Source organism: Crassaminicella thermophila (genome assembly GCF_008152325.1).
GTDB classification, from domain to species: Bacteria; Bacillota; Clostridia; order Peptostreptococcales; family Thermotaleaceae; genus Crassaminicella_A; species Crassaminicella_A thermophila.
Map to the genome: position 1 here is coordinate 2498269 of NZ_CP042243.1, position 18725 is coordinate 2516993.

Below are 18725 nucleotides of genomic sequence, written 5' to 3' on the forward strand. Positions count from 1 at the left end.
ATTCAATAAATAAGGCTCATCCTCCTTAGAGAATGAGCTCCCTTTAGTTTTGCTAAAAATTAAAATATCAATGCTCCTATTACTCCAAATATTACAAGAGGAATGTTGTAATGTAAAAAAGTAGGTACACATGTATCCCAAATATGATCATGCTGTCCATCTGCATTTAGTCCAGATGTTGGTCCTAATGTACTATCAGATGCAGGTGAACCAGCATCCCCTAATGCTGCAGCAGTACCAATTAAAACGGCAGTTGCTAATGGGCTAAAGCCTACTTTTAGACAAAGAGGTACATAAATTACTGCAATAATTGGAATTGTTCCAAATGATGTACCAATTCCCATTGTAATAATTAATCCTAATATAATCATTACAATTGCAGCTAATAATTTACTTCCTCCAACCATACCTGCAGTAGCATTTACTAAAGCTTCTACTCCACCAGTTTCTCTAATTACTGCACCATATCCTGAAGCAACCAACATAACAAATGCAATAAATCCCATCATGCCAATACCACTACTCATTAATTCATCAAGATCTTTGAATTTAATTGCTCCAAATATAGTCATAATAGCCAAACCTACAATAGCACCAAGTGGCAAAGATCCAATTGTTAACTGAATTACTAATGCTGCTATTGCTCCTGCCAATGCAGCAAAATGTGCTGTTGTAAGTTTTACTTCTTCTGATGTAACTGCTACTTCTTCCATAGCATTTTCCATTTTATATTCTCTTGGTTTTCTATATGAAACAAATAATGCTATAAATAAACCAATAACCATTCCGATTCCAGGAAGCCATAAGCCTTTCCATACATCCATTTTTGCAATTTCCATCCCGTTTTGCGTCATTTGATCAGCAATAATACCATGGAAAATCAATCCAAATCCTACCGGAAGTGCAATATAAGGCGTTTTAAGTCCAAAAGTAAGAGCACACGCTGCCGCTCTTCTATCAATTTTTAATTTGTTCATAACACTTAACAACGGAGGGATTAAAATTGGAATAAATGCAATATGTACTGGAATCAAATTTTGTGAAAAACATGAAATAATTGCAATAAGAACTAATAAAGCTGTTCCTTTTCCTTTAATTGTACTTGCAATTTTTTTCGATAAGATCGTAGCAAGACCAGTTTTGTGAATTGCAGCTGCTAATGCTCCTAAAAGAATATAACTAAGAGCAGTCTCTGCATTTCCACCCATTCCACCAACTAATGTTCCCATAACATCACCAAGTGGAATTCCTGCAATCAGTCCACCTGCAATTGCTGCAATGATCAAAGAAAGGATAACATTGAGTTTGAGTAAACATAAAACACTCATGATAATTACTGAAAGTACAACTGGATTTGTTAACATATGATTCCTCCTTTTTTATATATAATAGCCTACGAAACATTTTAGTTTTTACTAAAATGTTTCGTAGGTAATACTTAATTTAATTCACCAATAACTGCTTCTACTGCTTCTACAATACTATTATCATCAATTAATTCTGCAGATTTATTGATGTCTTTATACATAATTCTATCATCACCCCATGTTTCAACTACTTCACGTATTTTATCATATGCAACTTTTGTTCCTTTTCCTAGTTTTTTATCAGCAGTTTCAAAATCAATAGCTTGTGCTGCTGCAATTAACTCAATTGCAATCACTCTGCTTGCATTGTAATAAATATCTCTTGCCGTTCTAGCTGCAATTGTTCCCATACTTACATGATCTTCTTGGTTTGCTGAAGATGGAATGGAGTCAACACTCGCAGGATGCGCTAACACTTTATTTTCAGATACAAGTGCTGCTGCTGCATATTGCGCAATCATAAACCCTGAATGAAGTCCTCCTTTTTGTGTTAAGAATGCTGGAAGACCACTTAGCTGTGGATTTACTAATCTTTCAATTCTTCTTTCAGAAACATTTGCCAATTCCGCAATAGCAATTCCTAAGAAATCAAAAGTCAATGCCATTGGTTGTCCATGGAAGTTTCCTCCAGATATAGCGTATTCATCATCTGCAAAGATTAAAGGATTGTCTGTTGCTGCATTTATTTCAATCGCAACCTTATCTAAAACATATTGGATAGCATCTTTACTTGCCCCATGAATTTGTGGTAAGCATCTTAATGTATATGCATCTTGTACTCTTATTTCTCCTTGTCTAGTCGTTCTTTCACTGCCTTCAAGTATATTTAAAAAGTTTTTAGCCGTATTTATTTGTCCTGTATGTGGTCTTACTTCATGTACTCTTTTGTCATATGCATCTGTAATTCCATTTAGTGCCTCTACTGTTAAAGATGCAGAAATGTCTGCTAATTTTGCTAGGTTCTTCGCATCATAAGCAGTTAATGCCCCTACAGCAGTTAATACTTGTGTACCATTAATAAGAGCTAGTCCTTCTTTAGAAGTCAATACTACCGGTTCAATTCCTGCTTTTTCCATAGCTTCTTTCCCTGACATTAATTGCCCCTCATAGTAAGCTTCTCCTTCTCCAATTAAAGGAAGTACCATGTGTGCTAAAGGTGCTAAATCTCCACTTGCTCCTAAAGACCCTTTTTCTGGAATGGCTGGATGTACACCTTTGTTAATCATCTCAATTAGGGTTTCTAATGTTTTTGGTTGAATTCCTGAGAAGCCCTTTGCCAAAGCATTTGCTCTTAAAAGCATAATAGCTCTTACAATATCCTCTGGAAAATGTTTTCCTACGCCACAAGCATGACTAACAATTAAGTTTCTTTGTAAATCCTTTGCTTCATCTTTTGAAATACTTACATCACTAAATTTACCAAATCCAGTAGTTATACCATACACTACTTTTTCTTCTTCTACAAGTTTATCTACATATGCTCTTGATTTTTTTACCTTCTTTAGTGCTTCATCTGTCAATTCCACACTAAAACCTTTTCTTGCCACATTTACTACATCTTGTAAAGTTAAACTATCCCCATCAATAAATACTTTTTTCATATTGCCATCTCCTTTTTCTTTATTCTTCTATACTTATGTATCATTGCATTATTCTTTTTGTTTTAACTTTTATTTCTCTTTGTACTCTTTTAATTTTTCTGATTATTATTGCTTATGATGTTATTATATATCTGCTTTGCATATTCTGTCAATTTTTTTAATATATATTAAAACAAGTTCCAGCGTTATCGCTTTTTTACGATAAAGCATTACGTAAAATCAACACTTTACAACCGTTGTGTTTTAATACTTTAAAGCGATTTGTTTTTTAATTTTTCTGAATTCTGCTAGCTTACTATCATTTGTTGAACTTTATCAATTAATGTATATTTATACATTTTTATTCTTTTAAAAACCCTACCTGTTTTTTACAAGTAGGGTTTTCTCTATACATTACATAAACATGGATACGCCAGGACCTATTGATAATTTTAATAAATACCAAATAATCAATAATGCTGTAAATGCTATAAGATACGCAATAGAATAAGGCATCATCAAAGATATAACTGTACCAATTCCATTTTGTTCGTCTTCATTAGTTTTATATTGATCCATTAAACCGATTACAACAGGTATATAATAAGAAAGAGGAGATATAATATTAGTTGACGAATCCCCAATTCTATAAGCAAGCTGTGTAAGAGCTGGCGATAATCCCAACATAGCAAACATAGGAACAAATATTGGCCCTAATATTAGCCATTTAGCTGAACCACTTGTTAAGAATAGATTAATAAATGTAGAAAGTATGATAAACATAATAATTAATGGGATTCCTCCAAGATTTAAGCTCTTTAAAAATTCTGCACCATTTACAGCTAAAATAGTCGTTAAATTACTTTCTTTAAATAAATAAACAAACATAGAAGCTGGAAGGGCAACAACTAAAAAGCTTAAGCAGCCTGATAAACCCTTTTGCATTAATTTAGGAATATCTTTTTCAGACTTTATTACGCCAACAACCTTACCATAGGTAACACCAACAATAAAGAAGAAAAAGAATAGAATGGGAACAATTCCTTTCGTAAGAGTAGATTTAGGCAATATATTTCCTTCTTCATTTCTAAAAAATGAAAATTCTGGTACAGTTAAAATAAGTATAAAAATAATATATAATACTGCTGCTACTGCTGCAGATCTTAATCCTTTTGTTTCTAATTCTGTTACAGTATGTTGCTGCAATATAGATTGATCTTTCTCATCTGTGCTATCCCCTAAAAATTTTGTGGTAAATCTTTCAGTAACGAATGTAGTTACAAATGTAATTACTACTGTTGCAGCTATCATGAAATACCAGTTTATGAGTGGATGAGTTGGAGCTTCAATCCCCATTCCCTTTGCTGCTGATTCAGTAATCCCTGCTAAAAGAGCATCTGTTCCTGCAATTAAAAAATTAGCTGTAAATCCTCCTGAAGCAGCTGCAAATCCTGAAACAATACCTACCTTTGGATTACGTCCTAATGCTTTAAATAATGCACCACCTATAGCAGCGGTAAAAATCATACCTGCATCAGAAGCTAGATTTGCATTGATCCCAACTATGGCTAACACTGCTGTTACCATATAAGAAGGTGCTCCTAAGATAGTTTTTCTCATAAAAGCATTAATAAGTCCTGTTTGCTCTACCATTCCTATACCAAGCATCATTGTCATAATTAATCCTAAAGGCGCAAATCCTACATAAGTCTTTACAAAATTTTCAAAAAACGGTCTCATACCTGCATAGCTTAGCAAATTCTTAACCACTACAATTTTTTCTTTTGGTGCTTCTGTAGCATTTTTTGAAGCAGCTAAATATGTAACAGTTACCCCTAATTTAGCAAGAATAAAGGATAAAATTAATACAATAACAGTCAATCCTACAAATAAAGTAAATGGATGTGGAAGTTTATTTCCAACAATTTCTATGCCTTTAATAAACTTCGAAAATCGTGTATTCTTTTTATTGCTTTTTACTGCTTTTCCCATAATTATCCCCCTTTATCCTATTTTAGAATTTGGTAATTGCTCTTTAACCCTCCCTTCTATTCTTATTAGATATATTTAAGGATCTAACTAAACTTTCAAAGAGATTTACTGCTATACTTAATATAGATTCATCAAAATCAAACCATTCATTATGATGTGGTGCTTTTATTTCTGTTCCAAGTAAAATATAAATAGATTTGCCCCCCCTTTGTTGTACTCTTCTCATCATTAGCGTTGCATCTTCACTTCCTCCAAAATACATTTCTCTCTCAATTTCATCAACCCCCTCAATATCTTTTGCCTTTGCGATCACCAAATCAATAAGTTCTTGGTCAGAAACACAGTCCACAGCTTCACCCATTTTTTCAATCTTATAAGAAACATCATACATAGTAGCAGTGTGTTTTATTATTTTCATTGCCTTTTCATACATATATTGATTCAATGTAGTGTTTAAGCCTCTTGTTTCAATCTCCATAAAAGCTTTAGGTGCTACTATATTTCTGCCTACTCCAGCCTGTAAAATACCTACATTAATCCTAGTTGGTCCATCTTTGTGAGGTGGAATAGCATAAAGATTAAGTACGGCACTTGAAGCTGCAAGCAATGCATTGTTTCCATCATTTGGTGCTACCCCTGCATGTGCTCCCTTTCCAATATAAGTAACATCTAACTTTGTTGTGCACAAAAAACCCCATGGGTTGGCTACAATTTTTCCAGTTGAAGTACTAAAACCTATATGTCCACTTAAAAAATAATCAACATCATCTAACACTCCTTTTTCAACAATAGCCTTAGCTCCTCTTACACCTTCTTCAGCAGGTTGAAAAATCAGCTTTACTTTTCCTGTTAATTGATCCTTTATATCCATTAATATATTCGCTAATCCAAGTCCTATGGCAGCATGCCAGGAATGATGTAATAAACTTTCAAATCTGTTGAAACTAACAGATTTGAGCAAGAGAAGAATGATGATGCTAACATTTTGCTAACATTAGAGGTTTTGCATGAGTTTTGAAAACTTTTGCAAGGCCTCTTTTTTCATGTCTTTAGTTACATGAAGATATATGTTTCTAGTAATGTTATCATCTTGGTGACCTAGCCTATCCATGATTTCTTGAAGTCTTACCCCAGCTTGAGCTAGTAAAGAGGCATGAGTGTGACGTAAACCATGTGGAGTTAATAATGTAGCTATGTTTGACTTTTTAAGAATTTGAGCCATTTTTAGTTCTATTTGCTTAGGAGTTTCTGGGTACCCTGGATAGTTTATTATTTTAGTAAAGACAAAATCTTCATCATGCCAAGAGGTAAGTTTTAATTTATTTTGCCTTGTTTTATGTTTTTTAAGCTCTTTAATAAGAGTATCATCTATAGATACATTTCTTTTAGCCGTTCTAGATTTAACACCTATTTGAAGAGCCTCTTCATCTGGATTGAATTTTGGATTATGTATAGGAGGGAAATCTTCTAAATCAATATGTTTAGGTCTACATCCTAACCACATAAATACCGATGGTACTTTTTGTGCAAAAAAAGCAAAATCTTCTCCTCCTAGTGATGGTTTTGAAATACTTACAAAATTTAGGCCGCCAATTATTTTTTTTACGCTTTCTTCTACTTTTATTGACAAAACTTTATTATTTATAAGTGGTGGATATCCAAAAACATATTTAAATTCATAGGTTCCACCCATCCCACTAACAACTCCATTTATTAACATTTCCATCCTCTTTGGCAACTTTTCTCTAACTGTTTGATTCAAATTTCTCACAGTTCCTTCTAGAACAACCTCATCTGGAATAACATTATATCTATATCCACCATTGATTTTGCCAATTGAAATAACACACGAATCCAAAGAGCTTATGTTTCTTGATACGATTGTTTGAATAGCTAGTATTACTTGAGCAGCAATCACTCCTGCATCTATTCCTTGCTCAGGCATCGATCCATGCGCACTATTTCCTTTGATTTTTATAAATATTCTATCAGAAGCTGCCATCAATGGACCTTCTTTAAATCCAACCTCTCCCGTTTTTAAAGCTGGCCAAACATGTAACCCTAACATAAAATCTACTTTTGGATTATCTAATACGCCATCTTCGATCATCCTTTTAGCACCACCTGTTGGATTATTTTCCTCAGCAGGTTGAAATATAAATTTTACAGTGCCCTTTAATTCATCTTTTAAATCCTTAAGTACATAAGCAACACCAAGTAATATGGCTGTATGCATATCATGTCCGCAAGCATGCATAATCCCTTCATTCTTTGAAGCGTATGAAAGATTGGTTTTCTCCTTTATTGGCAAAGCATCCATATCAGCTCTAAGCGCTATCGTACTGCCTTGCTTTTTTCCTCTTAGTAATGCTACTACACCTGTTTTGCCTATTCCTGTGTAAACTTCAAGCCCAATTTTTTCTAAAATCTTAGCTACTTTATTGCCTGTTCTAAATTCTTGATATCCTAGCTCTGGATATTGATGAATATCTCTCCTATATTTAATAATTAAATCTTTATATTGATTTGCAATATCTTCTACTCGTACCCTCACTTTATTACCTCCTTGTAAAATGTATCTACGAATAAAGTGATTCTAAAGTAATCATATGCTCTAAATATTAATAAATTCATTCAATTTTATATCCATAAGTAAAAAAAGAACCCCTTTTGATTTAAGGAGTTCCTCTAATTATATATAAACATAAGTTTTTTAATTGATCTTTCTATATTATTCATTTTTATATACATTTTCTACAACTGTATCTTCTTCATCTATATCTTCTATAGTAATTATATCTTCTTCAATGCTTTCCTCTTGATCTGTTTCTTCATCAATTTCAATCATTCCAGTATCGCTATCATAGTCTACCTTCAGCCCTAAATTTTCTGCAATAAATCTTAATGGTACAATCGTTCTATTATTCATGATTTGAGCTGGCACATCAATAGCTGTTTCTTCTCCGTTAACAAAAACTTTACCATCCTCTAATTGAAAAACAATTTCTACATCTCCCTTACTAACAATCACCTTTCTTTCTTCCCCATTCCATGTAACATTTGCTCCTAATCCCTCTGTAATAGCTCTCACTGGAATTAATGTTCTTCCCTGCTTGATTACAGGTGGTGTATCAAATTTAAAATATCCTCTTCTTTTTATAATGTTTTCTACCGGAATCACCTTTATTTTAGGATTTTGTACTATAATTTCTTCTGCTCTTCTCTTTAGCTGAATTAATTCTTCTTCTGAATATCTCTTTTTAATCAATCTTTTTATTTCTAATTTTATCTTTTTTATTTCTTCTTTTATTTCTTTTAAATCTATTTCTGCTCTTTTCATATCTACTAATAAGCCTTGTACATCTTCAAGCTTCTCTCTTTTTATTATTTCTTCTAATTGTTTTTTTATATCCTCTTTTCGAAGCTTTCTTTTTAGTTCTTTCTTTCGTGCTTTTTTTGCTTTTTTAATCTCTTTAGCTAGGTCTTTTGTTATATGTCTTGTAACCGTTACTTTTGGTCTTTCTTTTTTTTCTGGTTTTTCAGCCTTTGCAACCACCCCAAATGGACTCACAAAAACGAATGATGTGATGATAGATAATGAAACGAATTTTTTTAATTGATTATTCATTGTTTTTTCCTCCTTTGTTTTATTTAATTCATCGTTTATCATAGGATACGTACATATTTTTATTTTTAGGTACCTTCTATAAATTTTTTCTAATTATTTTTATGATACTCATTAGATTTGGTATATTTTTCTTTATTCTTTTTCTTTTTACTCAGTTCTTCTTTCTTTTTCCTACCATCTTTTGATGAATTTTTCTTCTTTTCCTTTACTGCCTTATCTTTTTTTGAATCTTTTTTCTTCTTCAGCTTCAACCGTTTTTCTTCTTTTATCTCTTTCATGTCATTCTTATGATTCTCTATTTTTTCATCAAGCTTTTTATCCTTTTTATCTTTATGAATCTTTACTTCTTTTACTTTTAATTTTCCTATTCTTTTCTCAGCTATTTCTTGTACTTTCATATCCTTAATCTGTTGCAATGTGATCTTTGGGTTCTTTTCTTTAGATTGTTTATAAACTTCATATTTTCCTATAGATATTTGCTGTTTCTTTGCTTCTTTTAAATCCTTTTTATTTCCTTCTACATAAATGATATTTATTCCATCTAATTTTTTCTCTTGTTTGATCTTTTCCTCAATTGCATTTTCCAAAGCTTTCGTTTTTTCTTTCAAATCATCCTTTATCACAGTTGTAGAGATTAGAATTGAATTTTTTTCTTTTGTAATAAAATTTTTCTGCTTTGCATTTGTGATGATCACAAATATGGCTTCCTCAATAAGCTTACCCTTTAGTTCTTCACAAATTAATTCTTTTCCATCTTCATTTAAGGGAGTCACCTTTATTACTTCATTTCTTTTATTGATTTCAAGCTCTATACTCGGATTAATGTCTACACTCACTACTGCTGCAGCCCCATAGCTTATATTTAAGTTCCCTATTAAGGTAACAGAAAAAATCATTGCCATAAATATAGCAGCAATCATCCCAAAGCTTTTATAAGTCACTTTCTTCTCCTTATAAATATCTTCTTTTACAAAAATAATCCTTTTTCCAACATCTAAACCATCTTTCTTTTTAACCTTTATATATTGTGTTTTGTCTGTTAAAACAACTACAAAATCATCTTCTATTTTTATAACGCATCCTCTATAGACCACCTTTTGCACCTCCCTTAGTCTGTGCTATATAGTTCTTTAGTTGATCTAAATTACTATCCAATATAATGACGGCAGCTATAATAAATTTTCTACTTCTTTTTAAAACTTTTGCAGTAACACCTAACTCTTCAATAATTTTTTTACTCGGTAGACTTTTTTTTCGTATCAAATCTTCTTTCAAATCTTCATTACTTGCAATAAATTTTGCAATACGTAATCCATTTGCCCTAGTATCTATATGCTTTGGTGATTCCTTTACTAAATCAGAAAAAGTAATACGAAACTGTTTTAATTTATTTTCAAATTCTTCTATTTCACTTTTTAATGCAAAATTTTCAGTAAAATCATCTGTCCTCAAATGCTTTTGAAGCTTATTCGTTTCATCTTCTTCAAATTGACTCATAAAAACAACGTTATGATGCTTTCTATTTTTTCTTAAATAATCCGTAATCCTATTTTTTATAACAATTTCTGCAAATGCTATAAAACTTCCTCGAGAAGATTCGTACTTATCAATAGCTTCATTAAAAGCCTCGATTCCTATGCTATACTCCTCACTATTTTCAGATTCTATGTATTTGTTCAATTTATCAGATACAGTCTTTATGATAAAAGGTATATATGATTCAATAATTTTTTCTCTTTCTTCTATATCTCCATTTTGAATTTTTTCTAGGCTTTTGGTTAATGGATCTTTTCGAAAAAAATCGAATAGGCGCGCCAATGTTATACACCTCCGTGTATATAGATATTCGCAAATTTTTTATATTTAGGTACCTAATTTAGTATATATCTTCTAAAGGATAAAACAAAGCCTATGGAATAAATTACAAAAGAGACGAATACTCGTCTCTAAAATTACAATATTATTTTCCAATCCCTAACGCTCTTGCATAATAAAAAAGATATTGTTGAGCAAAACCTGCATCTTTTTTAAACTTTTCTTTAGCAAATTCTTGTATTCTTTTAAATGAACTTTCCTCTTTTAAATAAAAATATTCAACAATCCTTTTTACCCATACATCTGTTGGAAAAGCATCAAATTTTCCCATAGAAAACAACAAAATACAATCTGCAACCTTAGGCCCTACACCGCTACAGCGCATCAATTCCTTTCTCGCATCTTCTGTTGATAAATTTTTCAAATGATATATGTCAATTTCCTTTTTTGCAATCATCGCTGCTGTATCTACAATATATTTAGCCCTATAACCTGTATGGCTTTCTTTTATTTCTTCCACAGACTTACTTTGCAAAACTTCTGCTGAAGGAAAATCATAATACTCCTTCCCTTTGTATTCTCCAATAAAGTTTCCGTATTTCTTACATAATGCTTCTATAGATTTTTTAATAAGGGGAATTCCACGATTCGAAGAAATAATAAAAGATATTAAAGTTTCCCATTCATCTTGATTTAATATTCTTATTCCAAATCCATGCATAACTGCATCTTTCATTACTGTATCTTTCTTTGCCAAAACCTTTTTTATCCTGCCATAATCTCTATATAGGTCAAAATAATCTACCCAAATATTCAAAAAATCATCCTTGCTTGTATTATCAAAAATCACTTTATTTTCTTTCTTACAAACATTTATTACTCTCCCTTTTGCAACGCCTGTATAACTATTATCCGATTCTTTATTCCAACGAAAACATTGTCCACACTCAAAAATATGAGGCAATTCAAAGTCTGCAAGTCCCTCTACAATTATTTTTCCTTTCTCTTCAAATATATTAAAACTCAATTGTATCCCTCCTTAATATATATATTACCCCAAAATTTTCTATTCACTTACATTTATTCCAGTATGTTTGTTGACAATGTAATTTTTGTCTTATACCATAGTAATTAGCTTATATTTTCTAGGTATTTATAAGGAGGAATTTATTTGACTCAATCAATCCAAAGTAATAGATTAGGTACAGAACCAATAGTACCTTTATTATTTAAATTAGCTATTCCTTCTATATTATCAATGTTTATTCAGGCATTATATAATGTAGTTGATAGCGTATTTGTAGCAAAAATAAGTGAAGATGCACTAGCTGCATTATCATTAGCTTTTCCTATCCAAATGGTTCTAATTGCAATAGGAGTAGGTACAGGAATAGGTACTAGCTCATTAATATCTAGATTGCTTGGAGCTGGAAATAATAAAAGAGCTTCTAGCGTTGCAGAACATGTATTATGTATTGCTGTATTCTATGGTATTTTTATAGGAATATGTGGTATATTTTTTTCTAAGCATTTCATTTCAATATTTACAAATGATCCTACTCTTATTGATTATGGTTCCTGTTACATAAAGATTATTCTTATTGGATCAACTTCACTTTTTCTACCTATGATTAGCAATAATATTTTAAGGGGTGAAGGGAATACCTTCATCCCTATGATTACAATGTTAATTGGTTCTATTTTAAATATCATACTAGACCCACTTTTCATATTTGGATACGGTTTTTTCCCTAAACTTGGGATAGAAGGAGCTGCAATAGCTACAGTTTTATCAAGAATCATAAGTGGTACATTCATTTTACTTGTATTGTTCAAAGGTAATCATCAAATAAAATTAACCTTTAGGGATTTTTCCTTTGATCTATCTATCATAAAGGGAATCTATCAAGTAGGATTTCCTGCTATGACGATGCAAATTTTAGCATCTTTTATGATTGCAGGTTTTAATGCTATATTAAGTAGCTATGGAGGAACTGCTATTGCTGCATTAGGAATTTATTTTAGACTTCAATCTTTTGTCTTTATGCCTGTTTTTGGGTTGAATCAAGGATATATGCCAATAATAGGTTATAACTATGGTCATAATAATCCTGAAAGAATGAAAAAAACAATGAAATTTGCTTTTATTATAGCCTTTGTTTTTACCTTTCTTGGTTTTTTACTGCTTCAAGTATTTCCTAAAGAACTCATTAAAATGTTTAATGATAGCCCAAAACTTTTAGAAATCGGCACAAATGCTCTTAAAACAATTAGTCTTGCGTTTCCAATTATAGGTCCTGCAATTATTGGATCTACAACATTTCAAGCTATTGGAAAAGGACTTCCAAGTTTGATTTTATCTTTCTGCAGACAGATTATTTTGCTTTTACCTTTAGCTTTTATCTTTGTAAAAATAGGTGGACTACATCTTATATGGTATTCATTTCCTATTTCAGAAATAATTTCAGCAGTTCTTATGGTATTTTGGCTAAATAAAACTCTAAAAAAAGTTTTTTTGAAGATGCATTCAATTTAATTGAAAAAAAACGTATATTATTTTATAATAAAAGCAAATAAATCTCGTGCTAGGTGCCCCAAGGGGAGAATAGGGAATGAAGTGAAAATCTTCAACGGTCCCACCACTGTAAAGAGGAGCTTACCACAGATACCACTGGGTTTACCGGGAAGGTGTGTTAAGTTATGATACTGAGTCAGGAGACCTGCCTAGAGCGATTTTAACACATGAATGATGGCAAAGTTCATGGTTTGTTTATCATGTAAACAAACCATGAACTTTTTTATTATTTTATAAAAAGGAGGCGACCATATGAAATTATTAAACCAAACACTCAAAAAAATTGGTACACTCAATAAAGAATCTATGAAAAAAACAAGACAAAGAATAGACAATTTAATCAAACCATTAGGAAGTTTAGGAAAAATAGAAGATATAGCTGTCAAGCTAGCAGGGATTACAGGCAATACTTTTCCAACAGTAGATAATAAGGTTGTAATTGTTATGTCAGCAGATCACGGTGTCTATGAAGAAGGTGTAGCCCCAGATCCCCAAATACTTACTGCCATTCAAACACCAAATTTTGCAAAAGGTGTGACAGGCGTTTGTGCATTTGCAAAACAAGCTCGTGCTGATGTAATTGTTGTTGATATAGGCGTTGCTACAGACATTAATGATCCTAGGGTAATCAATAGAAAGATAAGATACGGTACTAGCAATATGGCAAAAGGTCCTGCTATGACAAGAGAAGAAGCAATTAAATCTTTAGAAATAGGCATAGAAATAACAGCTTCTCAAATAAAAGAGGGGAAAAATTTAATTGGAACAGGAGAAATGGGTATCTCAAACACTACCTCTAGTACTGCAATATTTTCTGCAATAGGAAAATTAGATCCTATAGAAATTGTTGGCATAGGAGCAGGACTCCCTGTGGAAAAACTATCTCATAAAGCAAATGTCATAAAGAAAGCTATTGAGATAAATCAACCTAATCCAAAAGATGGTATTGATGTTCTTGCAAAGGTTGGAGGATTTGAAATAGGGGGAATGGCTGGCGTGTTCCTTGGCGCAGCTGCTCATAAAGTTCCAGTCGTAGTAGATGGATTTATCTCTACTGCTGCTGCCCTTATCGCTATTACCATAGAACCTAAAGTAAAAGATTTTCTCATCCCCTCTCACCATACAGCAGAAAAAGGCGGACAAGTAGCTTATAAACTTGTTGGCTTAGAACCTATGTTTGATATGGGATTAAGATTAGGAGAAGGATCAGGCGCAGCCCTTGCATTTAATTTCATAGAAGCTGCTACCTATATGTTAAAGGAAATGATTACTTATAAAGAAGCAGGTATTATTCTTTAGACAAAAAAAAAGCGGCTAAGCCGCTTTTTTAAAGTTTTTCCAACAATCTCATAATCATTACTGCTGCTTCTGCCCGAGTAGCAAAATCTTTTGGAGCAAATTCACCTGTATCTCTTCCTTTTATTATACCTAATTCATAAGCTCCTTTTACATCTTTTAGAGCCCAAGAACTTATATCTTTTTGATCTACAAATGATAACAATGGCAATTGTTTTATTTTATGCAGATTTCCTTTTTTTTCATAGGCTCTCATTACTAATGCTGCAATTTCTTCTCTTTTAATAGTACGATTTGGTTGAAAATTGCCATCTCCCAATCCTTTTACAATTCCTTCTCGAAAAGCAGCTTCAATATACACTGCCTTATTTGTATTTTCTTTCACATCTTTAAAAATCCCTTCATAAGGCTTTGTCTGAAGCCCTAACACATTTACAACAAATTCTGCAAATTCTGCTCTGGTAATTTTATCATTCGGCTTATAAAGATTATTCTGTTTTGGTGATACAATCCCCTTTTCACCTAAATACAATATATCTTTTTGGGCCCAATGGTCTTTTATATCATCATATATGAATTTTTTCATCCATCCATTTTTATCATTTTCTTCAACTACAGTCGTAAAATTCCATGTCTTGTTAATTTCTACTGTGGTTTGATCATCAAATAATATACTTCCTTTAACAGATACTGTATATTTTTCACCCTTTGCTAATGGATTAGAAGGTATGATCAATATGCTTTCTTGAAGTTTTTCATCTTTTGTTGGCGTATTTATATAAGTATCAACAATACTTCCTTTGCTATTTTTTAATGTAGCTTTTTCTAAGATAAATTTTTTAATATTTTTTTTACTGAAATAAGATAAGGATATAGGATATCCTACCATGTCTTTTTTTGTATAAAATCTTAACGGATTAGGTATTTCATTTCCATCCCAAGAAGTTGGAACATCCTCTTGATCTTTTATAGGATACACTACAAGCTTGTCTTCTAAAGTCTTTTTGCCTCCAAAGGTAAAAGTATAGTACTTTTCTTTTTCTCCATACCCTAAGTCTACAAAAAAAGGATTAATCCAAACTAAACGGTGATAAGGTGCATCCATTAAAGCATCTATTGCTTCTTTATAATCTTTTTGTCCAAAACTCACATTTTCTGACATATAACTACCAACATATCCAAAAGCACCTGCTCGACTATAAGATTCTGTTCCAGTAAACCCCTTATCATTAGAAAATTCTTGATGAATCAATTTTTTATTTATGGCCATATAGTTAGAATGCCCCATTGCTGCAGCATTTAACGAATCATTTAGACTAAATTCTTTAAGACCTAAAAATCTTCTATACCGATTTGCATAATTTATCACTTTTTTTTGTTCTTCTGTTGGCTTTGATAATTCATCTACTGCATTTTCACTAACTATAAACTGCCAGCTTTCCTTTATCATTTTCTGGTCTTCTAAGACGATATTTAAATCTACTTTATATTGCCCAGGTTTTAGAGGATTTACTGGTTTATAAGAAATAGTCTGAAACCTTTGATCATATTCAGCTGCAACTTTATTTCCATTTAATTTCATATCAATTTCTTTTACAACATTGTTATTTAGAACTAATTGCATACTAATGCTTGGTTTAGATACTAATACAGTAACATCCTTTGGCTGTGGAGGAAAATAGCCAATTACATTGTCTGCATAAGCAATTGTATATACACTACTTATTATAATAAATAGCAACATTAAAAAAATATATTTTACTTTATTTTTCATAACACATCCCTCCTTATCTCTATTTTAATATATATTTTGATGAATTATCCTAATTGTCTTTAAAATGTAATATTCCTTTAAAAAATGTAATATTCCTAAAAAAAAAAGAGAATCCTAAGTAGGATTCTCTTTGGTTTATTCTTAATAATTTCCTTGTGCATGCATCGCTTCAGCAACTTTAATAAATCCAGCAATGTTTGCACCAGCAACTAGATTATAACCAAATCCATATTCTTCAGCAGCTTTCATAGCATTGTTATGGATGTTAACCATAATTTGATGAAGTTTTTGATCTACTTCTTCTTCAGTCCAAGAAAGTCTCATACTGTTTTGGCTCATTTCAAGAGCTGATGTAGCAACGCCACCAGCGTTAGCAGCTTTTGCAGGGCCTACAATAACGCCATTTTCTAAGAAGTACTCAACTGCTTCATTTGTACAAGGCATGTTTGCTCCTTCACAAACAAACTTAACACCATTTGCAACGATTTGCTTTGCATGCTCTAAGTGAATATCGTTTTGTGTAGCACATGGCATTACGATATCAACTTTAACTCCCCATGGTTTTTCTCCTGGATAAAATTCAACACCAAATTTATCAGCATAATCTTTTACTTGATCTCTACCAGAAGCACGCATTTCTAATAAGTAATCTATTTTTTCTCCAGAAACACCATCTGGATCATAGATGTATCCGTCTGGTCCTGAAAGTGTAACAACTTTACCGCCCAATTCATTAATTTTTATACATGCTCCCCAAGTAACGTTACCAAATCCTGATAATGCAACAGTTTTACCTTCAAAAACTTCTCCTTCATGCTTTAACATTTCTTGACAGAAATAAGTTACACCAAAACCTGTAGCTTCTGGTCTAATTAAGCTTCCACCGTAAGATAAACCTTTTCCTGTCAACACGCCGTTTTCAAATGCAGCTCTAATTCTTCTGTAGTGTCCATATAGATATCCAATTTCTCTTCCACCTACACCAATGTCTCCAGCAGGAACGTCTACATCTGGTCCAATGTGTCTATATAATTCTGTCATAAAGCTTTGGCAGAATCTCATAATTTCAGCATCAGATTTTCCTCTAGGATCAAAATCAGAGCCACCTTTACCTCCACCAATTGGTAGACCTGTTAGTGAGTTCTTTAAAATTTGCTCAAAACCTAAGAATTTAATAATTCCTAAATAAACTGTATGATGGAATCTAAGTCCACCTTTATAAGGTCCGATTGCTCCATTAAATTGTACTCTAAATCCTCTGTTTACTTGTAATTTACCTTGATCATCAACCCATGGTACTCTGAATATAATTTGTCTTTCAGGTTCTACAAATCTTTCTAAAAGATTTGCTTCCATATATTCAGGATGTTTTTCAAGTACTGGTGCTAAAGATGGCAATACCTCTTCAACAGCTTGAATAAATTCAGGTTGATCAGCATTTGTTTTTTTCACTTTTTCAATTACTTCTTGAATGTACTTCTGTGCATTTAATTGGTTTGGCATTTTAAGACCCCCTCATAATTATAAATACATTTGTTTATTTATCGATTCATTTATCGATACAATAAACAAATATTTAAAACATTAGTTTTTTGATAACCTTTTCCCCTCATTTCAAGGTGATTATAACATACCCATTTTCTATTGTAAACTACAATCATTAAATCCCTTCTATTCGTAATTTAGAAAAAAACTTAAAAATATTGACAAAAGAATCATTTTTTTCTGTAACTTTCATGTATCCCTGCATACAGTATTATACATACAATATATATGCAATATTATGTTAATAGTCTAAATAATTATTATTTTTTTTACATATATATTCATCGCAAGAATATTTAAAGCCGTCATATACTCTACCTCTTCTTTTATATTATCTTGCACCATTCTCGATAACTTTCTAAGATCATTTCCATATACCATAATAATCTCTACATCTATCACAATGCCATTTGAATAATTGCGAATATCTACTCTTGAGATTTTGTGTACTCCTTCTAACTGCTTAGCTGCATGATTTACTAAGTCACTAATCACCTTATCTGATATTGTATATTTTCCCATATAGCTAAAAGTAGGTCTTACAATGGATTTTTCAGATATTTGCACAGTATCATCTTTTTTCCTTCTTAGTATTTTAAGTGGATCAATAAAATACCCTGAAAAATCTTTTTTGATTTCAAAAGTAGGAACAGGTATTACATGTTTACCTAATTCATGTCTTTGTTTTTTTGCAATTTTTCTTTCTTCTTCTGAAGATATTTCTTCAATATATACATACTCTTCTACATTACCAATATTTAAGTGTAGCGCAATCTTATCTACCATCTTTTTAGAAGTCCCAAGGATTAATATACCTTTAGGCTGCTCTCTCTGAATAGCAGCCCTTACTTCTTCTCGATGATCTTTATGGGTAAATAATGCAGTTTTTACTGCTGTTACCATGGTTGATTGCCTTTTTGCAGATTTTCCTGCAATAATTTTATTTCTTTTTATAAATAATCCATCATCAATAATATAATCTATATTTTTTTCGTGTGCTAAATTTATTGCTCTATAGCTTTTCCCTGTGCCACTAGCTCCTACAAGGGCAATAACCTTCATGAGAAACCTCCTTTCAAAATTAATATAGAATGATAATCATTATATATTTGCACTTTTAAACGATTATTTTTATTTTTTTCTTGTCCCTATA

Annotated in this window: 14 protein-coding genes and 1 riboswitch; of the genes, 2 read left to right on the forward strand and 12 right to left on the reverse strand. The window is 31.8% G+C overall.

What is annotated here, in order from left to right:
• Positions 1-59: 59 nt before the first annotated feature.
• From FQB35_RS12590 to FQB35_RS12630, 9 genes are all read right to left on the reverse strand, one after another.
• Positions 60-1364, reverse strand: a complete 1305-nt coding sequence (locus FQB35_RS12590; protein WP_148810252.1) for a Na+/H+ antiporter family protein — start codon at positions 1362-1364, stop codon at positions 60-62.
• Between the two features lie 74 nt (positions 1365-1438).
• Positions 1439-2968: a histidine ammonia-lyase gene (gene hutH, locus FQB35_RS12595; RefSeq protein ID WP_148810254.1), complete on the reverse strand. Its 1530-nt coding sequence runs from the start codon at positions 2966-2968 to the stop codon at positions 1439-1441.
• 393 nt (positions 2969-3361) lie between these two features.
• Positions 3362-4939 (reverse strand): AbgT family transporter, encoded by a 1578-nt coding sequence (locus FQB35_RS12600; RefSeq protein ID WP_148810256.1) that lies wholly within the window; start codon positions 4937-4939, stop codon positions 3362-3364.
• Between the two features lie 43 nt (positions 4940-4982).
• On the reverse strand, positions 4983-5900 hold the full coding sequence (locus FQB35_RS12605; protein WP_168198347.1) for an amidohydrolase: 918 nt from the start codon (positions 5898-5900) through the stop codon (positions 4983-4985).
• Between the two features lie 33 nt (positions 5901-5933).
• Positions 5934-7493 (reverse strand): amidohydrolase, encoded by a 1560-nt coding sequence (locus FQB35_RS12610; protein ID WP_148810259.1) that lies wholly within the window; start codon positions 7491-7493, stop codon positions 5934-5936.
• Positions 7494-7670: 177 nt separating this feature from the next.
• Positions 7671-8567: a copper amine oxidase N-terminal domain-containing protein gene (locus FQB35_RS12615; RefSeq protein WP_168198348.1), complete on the reverse strand. Its 897-nt coding sequence runs from the start codon at positions 8565-8567 to the stop codon at positions 7671-7673.
• Between the two features lie 89 nt (positions 8568-8656).
• A complete protein-coding gene (locus tag FQB35_RS12620; RefSeq protein WP_168198349.1) occupies positions 8657-9661 on the reverse strand; it encodes an anti-sigma factor domain-containing protein in 1005 nt (334 codons plus the stop codon).
• On the reverse strand, positions 9651-10385 hold the full coding sequence (gene sigI / locus FQB35_RS12625; RefSeq protein WP_168198350.1) for an RNA polymerase sigma-I factor: 735 nt from the start codon (positions 10383-10385) through the stop codon (positions 9651-9653). Before sigI ends, FQB35_RS12620 begins: the two co-directional genes overlap by 11 nt.
• 142 nt (positions 10386-10527) lie before the next feature.
• Entirely contained in the window at positions 10528-11409 is an 882-nt protein-coding gene (locus FQB35_RS12630; RefSeq protein WP_148810265.1) for a DNA-3-methyladenine glycosylase family protein, read from the reverse strand.
• A 144-nt stretch (positions 11410-11553) separates the two neighbouring features.
• Between FQB35_RS12630 and FQB35_RS12635 the strand changes: the two genes are divergently transcribed.
• Positions 11554-12918, forward strand: a complete 1365-nt coding sequence (locus FQB35_RS12635; RefSeq protein WP_148810267.1) for an MATE family efflux transporter — start codon at positions 11554-11556, stop codon at positions 12916-12918.
• Between the two features lie 34 nt (positions 12919-12952).
• A riboswitch (cobalamin riboswitch) is annotated at positions 12953-13124 on the forward strand.
• Between the two features lie 85 nt (positions 13125-13209).
• On the forward strand, positions 13210-14256 hold the full coding sequence (cobT, locus tag FQB35_RS12640) for a nicotinate-nucleotide--dimethylbenzimidazole phosphoribosyltransferase (protein ID WP_148810268.1): 1047 nt from the start codon (positions 13210-13212) through the stop codon (positions 14254-14256).
• A 28-nt stretch (positions 14257-14284) separates the two neighbouring features.
• On the opposite strand, the gene FQB35_RS12645 is transcribed toward cobT, so the two are convergent.
• The 3 genes from FQB35_RS12645 to FQB35_RS12655 form a co-directional block, all read right to left on the reverse strand.
• Positions 14285-16027 carry a CAP and S-layer homology domain-containing protein gene (locus tag FQB35_RS12645; protein ID WP_148810270.1) on the reverse strand — a complete coding sequence of 581 codons (1743 nt, stop codon included), beginning with the start codon at positions 16025-16027 and terminating at the stop codon, positions 14285-14287.
• 141 nt (positions 16028-16168) lie between these two features.
• On the reverse strand, positions 16169-17530 hold the full coding sequence (gene gdhA / locus FQB35_RS12650; RefSeq protein WP_148810272.1) for an NADP-specific glutamate dehydrogenase: 1362 nt from the start codon (positions 17528-17530) through the stop codon (positions 16169-16171).
• Between the two features lie 291 nt (positions 17531-17821).
• Positions 17822-18634 (reverse strand): Asp23/Gls24 family envelope stress response protein, encoded by an 813-nt coding sequence (locus FQB35_RS12655; RefSeq protein ID WP_148810273.1) that lies wholly within the window; start codon positions 18632-18634, stop codon positions 17822-17824.
• Between the last annotated feature and the right edge of the window lie 91 nt (positions 18635-18725).